At 72.3% G+C, this 4,243-nt stretch carries 5 protein-coding genes; 1 reads left to right on the top strand and 4 read right to left on the bottom strand.

Annotated elements, in window-relative coordinates; genetic code table 11:
- Positions 1 to 24: 24 nt before the first annotated feature.
- Both CCR87_RS01060 and CCR87_RS01055 read right to left on the bottom strand, forming a co-directional pair.
- Positions 25 to 504, bottom strand: a complete 480-nt coding sequence (locus CCR87_RS01060; protein ID WP_201155478.1) for a tripartite tricarboxylate transporter TctB family protein — start codon at positions 502 to 504, stop codon at positions 25 to 27.
- A gap of 52 nt (positions 505 to 556) precedes the next feature.
- Positions 557 to 1,534, bottom strand: a complete 978-nt coding sequence (locus CCR87_RS01055) for a Bug family tripartite tricarboxylate transporter substrate binding protein (RefSeq protein ID WP_201155477.1) — start codon at positions 1,532 to 1,534, stop codon at positions 557 to 559.
- Between the two features lie 261 nt (positions 1,535 to 1,795).
- Here CCR87_RS01055 and CCR87_RS01050 point away from each other — a divergent pair, with 261 nt between their 5' ends.
- Positions 1,796 to 2,920 carry a S1C family serine protease gene (locus CCR87_RS01050; protein WP_201155476.1) on the top strand — a complete coding sequence of 375 codons (1,125 nt, stop codon included), beginning with the start codon at positions 1,796 to 1,798 and terminating at the stop codon, positions 2,918 to 2,920.
- A gap of 4 nt (positions 2,921 to 2,924) precedes the next feature.
- Here the strand turns inward: CCR87_RS01050 and CCR87_RS01045 are convergent, their stop codons facing one another.
- Together CCR87_RS01045 and otnC are read right to left on the bottom strand one after the other, a co-directional pair.
- The gene (locus CCR87_RS01045; protein ID WP_201155475.1) at positions 2,925 to 3,686 is read right to left on the bottom strand and encodes a hydroxypyruvate isomerase family protein; all 762 of its coding nucleotides are present in this window, start codon (positions 3,684 to 3,686) and stop codon (positions 2,925 to 2,927) included.
- Positions 3,686 to 4,243: 3-oxo-tetronate 4-phosphate decarboxylase (gene otnC, locus CCR87_RS01040; protein ID WP_201155474.1), on the bottom strand; the 558-nt coding region annotated here is incomplete at its 5' end. The genes otnC and CCR87_RS01045, both read right to left, overlap by 1 nt.

Raw genomic sequence — 4,243 nt, 5'->3', positions numbered from 1 at the left:
GATGGGGCCGCAGGGGGTCGGGCCTCAGGGCAGGCGGATGCGCAAACCGTACTGGAACACCGCGTACACCAGCAGCGGCATCACCACCGCCACCGCCGCGCAGATGGCAACCGTGCGCCAGGACCGGAACCCCGTCAGCACCCCGAACGCCGCCAGCAGATAGCCGACGCTCGCCACCCGGAACCCCAGCACCGGCAACACCCAGACATAGGCCCCGAACAGCACCAGCACGCCCAGGATGCGCGGGTTGGCGCGCGCGAACCGTCCCAGGTCCGGCCACACCATGGGCGCCGCCTCCCGATCCGGGCCGCGCGCCACGAAGGTCCGCGCCAGCAGCACCAGCGCCAGCCCCCCCAGCGCCCACAACAACAGCTGCGGGAAAAAGTCCGAGCCGTAGGTCTGCCACCGGCTCGGCCCCGGAATGTTGCGCGACTCCCAGCCGAGGATCGCCACCATCGCCAGCACCGCAAGCGCCAGCGCCCGGTCGCGGGTCAGAAATGCCATCGCGGCCCCCTTTGCTGGATGGCCGGGGGCCGCGCGGCCCCCGGCGCGGGCCTCAGCCCTCGAAGTCGATGTTCCCGGCGGCGCGGGTCAGCCCCTCCAGGTTGGCATCCAGGAACGCCTGGTACTCCGCGCCCTGCAGGAACCGCACGATGGAGCCGAACTCGGTCTCGATCCGGGACACCAGCTCGGGGGTCTCCAGCGCGGCCCCGAAGGCGGCGGCCAGCGTGTCCACCCGATCCTGCGGGGTGCCCAGCGGCGCAAAGATCCCGCGCGAGGTGGCGTGCTCCAGCGCGATCCCCTGCTCGGCCATGGTCGGCGCGTCCGGCAGGCTGCCCAGCCGCGCGTCATGCGCCACGCCCAGCGGGCGGAAGGTCCCGGCGGCGTAATGCGCCCCCCCCGACGGCATGTTCAGGACGGTGAAATCGATCTCGCGGGCCATCAGCGCGGCCACCTGCTCGCCGGTGTCGGCGTAACCGACCATGCGCACGTCATCCATCGAGATCCCGGCCGCATCGAAGAACTGCGCCCAGAAGAAATGGTCGGTGGAGGTCGGGATCATGCTGAAGCGCACCCGGCCGGGGTTCTCGCGCACCATCTCGGCGATGTCGGCGGCGGTTTGCGCCGGGTGGTCGGCGTGGGTGGAGGCGATGTTGATCGTCTGCGTCACCAGCGCCACCGGCGCAAAGGCGTCATAGGAATAATCCACCATCCCCGCCAGGTTCGACAACGCGATGGTGTCATGGCTGGCCAGCACGGTGTAGCCGTCGGGCGCGGCCTCCAGCACATGGCGCGATCCGCGCGTGGCCCCGGCGCCGGGCATGTTCACCGGCACGATGGCCTGGCCCAGGTGCTTCTCGGCCTCGGCGGCGATCAGGCGAAAGATGATGTCGGTGGCACCGCCGGGGCCGAAGGGGATGATCATCTGCACCTCGCGCTCGGGAAAGCTGTCGGCGGCGGCGGGCCCGGCCAGCACGGCCACGGTGGCGGCGGCGGCGGCGGCTTTCAGGATCGCTGTGGTGGATCGGGTCATGGGGACACTCCCTGTCATGTGATCGTTGTCTGGTCCGGACCTGTATGGCGCGACATCGGAAAACAAGGACCTCCGATCGGCGCCGGGCAACAGCGCGTCGGCAGGAACTGAAACCACATTGACGTGCGCCGCACAACTGTTGGTCAGATGTTCATCTTTCAGGCACAGCCTGCATCCGGCGCGACCCGCCCGATGGCCGCTTGACCCGCCCGGTGCGGTGTCGGACTGTCGGGCTCACGCAACGGTGAAGGGGCAGACGGCATGCGGCAGGCAATCGGCGCGATCATCCTCGCGGCAGCGGGACCATGGGCGGGCGCGGCGGCGGCCTGCCCCGACTGGCGCCTGGCCGAGGACGCGGTCACGCACTCCTCGGACGCGCTGTGGACGCCGCAGACATACGCCCTGACGGCCGGGGGGGATCACAACCTGCGCGACTGCGACCAGCCGGGCGCGGGGTATGTCGTTGCCGCCCCCGACCTGCGGCTGCGCTTCACCGACAACGCCGCCCAACGCGACCTTTTCATCCGCGTGGAGGGGGACTGCGACACCGTCCTGCTGGTCAACGATCCCGCCACGCAATGGCACTTCAACGACGATTTCGACGGGCTGGACCCCGCCATCGCCCTGCCCCGCGCGGCCGAGGGCAGCTATGACATCTGGGTCGGCACCTTTGGCCGCGATCTGTGCGCCGCGCGGCTGGTGCTGGAAACCTTCGGCCCCGGCCAGGCGCCCGGGCCCGGCGGCGGGTTTGGCGACCCGGGCGGCGGCGTGGCCGGCAGCGGCACCGGGTTCGTGGTGAACCGCGAGGGATGGGCGCTGACCAACGCCCATGTCGTCGCCGGCTGCACCACCCTGGAGGTCGCGGGCACCACCGTCACCCGCGTGATCGAGGATGACGGCGCCGACCTCGCCGCCATCCTGCTGGACCCCGCGCCGGGGGCCGCCCCCCTGCCGCTGCGCAGCACGCTGGCGCGGCTGGCCGAACCGGTGCACGCCATCGGCTATCCGCTGGCCGACATCCTGACGCCGTCGGTGCGGGCGACCTCGGGGTCGGTCAACGCGCTGTCGGGCTTCGATGGCGGCGAAAGCCTGATCCAGATCTCGGCGCCGGTGCAGCCGGGCAATTCCGGCGGGCCGGTGATCGACGCGGGCGGCGCGGTGATCGGCGTGCTGTCGGCCACCCTGTCCGAGGATGTCTTTCGCGGCGCGCAGAACGTCAACTTTGCCGTCCCCACCGCCGAGGCGATCCGCTTCCTGAGCGCCAACGCCATCAGCCATACCCTGGTGCCGACCAAGGGCACCACCGCCCCCGCAGCCCCGCTGGCCGCCTGGGAGGTGGTGGAGGCCGCCGCCGCCGCCACCATTCTGATCCGCTGCCTGGACTGACCCCTCAGCGCCAGCGCGACAGCCATCCCAGGCTGTCGCCGGTGGCCCCGGCGGGGCGGTATTCGGCGCCGAACGGCGCGTCCCACCCCTCGGCGGCCAGGCGCGGCAGCAGCCAGCTGTAATCGACCTCGCCCACCGACGGATCGCCCCGGTCGGGCACGCCCGCGAACTGCACATGCCCGATCAGGGGGCGCAGCGCACGGAACCGCATCAGCAGATCGCCCCCGGTGATCTGCAAATGGTAGCAGTCGAACATCAGCCGCAGCGCGTCGCGCCCCACATCCGCGATCACCCGCGCCGCATGGTCGGCCCCCAGCAGGTGATAGCCGGGCACGTCGCGCGGGTTCAGCGGCTCGATCAGCACGGTGATGCCGTGCGGCGCGGCGCAGTCGCAGGCAAACGCCAGATTGGCCGCAAACGTCGCGCCCGCGCGGGGATCGTCCGTCACCCCGGCCATCACATGCACCGCCCGCGTGCCGGTGGCGGCGGCGTACGCCACCGCCTGCGCGATGGCCGCGCGGGCCTCCTCCTCCCGGCCCGGCAGGGCGGCGAGGCCGAAGTCCCCCGCGCCCCGGTCGCCCGGATGGGTGTTCAGGCCCAGCATCGCCATCCCCGTCTGCGCCAGCGCGGCCGCGACCTCGGCCGCGGGGGTGGCATAGGGGAAATGACACTCCACCGCGTCGAACCCGGCGGCATGGGCGGCCCGGATCGCGTCCGGCAGCGCCAGATCGGTGAACAGAAACCCCAGATTGGCGGAATACCGCATCACACCCCCCCGTAGCGCGCGCTGACCCGCGCGATCTGATCGGCCGACAGCGGCCGCGCGCCGGTGCCGCGCAGGATCAGCGCCAGGCGCGCGGTCTCCTCCAGCTCCTCCATGGCGAACACCGCGGCCTCCAGCGTGGCGCCCGCCACCACCGGGCCGTGGTGCGCCAGCAGCACCGCCGCGCGCCGCCCCCCGAGGGCCCGCACCGCATCCGCCATCGCATCGTCCCCGGGCACGAAGAACGGCAGCAGCGCCACCCGGCCCACCCGCATCACCAGATACGGCGTCAGCGGCGGCACCGCATCGTCGGGATCGATGTCGGGCAGCATCGACAGCGCCGTGGCATGGGTCGAGTGCAGATGCACCACCGCCCCCGTCCCCGGCCGCGTGTCGTGGAACGCGGCGTGCAGGGGCATCTCCTTGGTGGGGCGGTCGCCGCCGACGTGGCGGCCCTGCGCGTCCAGAACCGACAGCCGGTCCGGGTCCAGCCGCCCGAAGCTTGCGCCCGTGGGCGTCACCAGCAGGCCCCCGTCGGGCGTGCGCACCGAGATGTTGCC

It is taken from the genome of Rhodobaculum claviforme, from assembly GCF_016653255.1.
GTDB classification, from domain to species: Bacteria; Pseudomonadota; Alphaproteobacteria; order Rhodobacterales; family Rhodobacteraceae; genus Rhodobaculum; species Rhodobaculum claviforme.
The sequence above is the reverse complement of the archived record's forward strand: the minus strand, read 5'-3'. Positions and strand labels throughout refer to the sequence as shown.

Excerpts from the sequence above, each read along its gene's own strand:
- CCR87_RS01060 (WP_201155478.1), bottom strand. The coding sequence starts at position 504 with ATGGCATTTCTGACCCGCGACCGGGCGCTGGCGCTTGCGGTGCTGGCG.
- CCR87_RS01055 (WP_201155477.1), bottom strand. The coding sequence starts at position 1,534 with ATGACCCGATCCACCACAGCGATCCTGAAAGCCGCCGCCGCCGCCGCC.
- CCR87_RS01050 (WP_201155476.1), top strand. The coding sequence starts at position 1,796 with ATGCGGCAGGCAATCGGCGCGATCATCCTCGCGGCAGCGGGACCATGG.
- CCR87_RS01045 (WP_201155475.1), bottom strand. The coding sequence starts at position 3,686 with ATGCGGTATTCCGCCAATCTGGGGTTTCTGTTCACCGATCTGGCGCTG.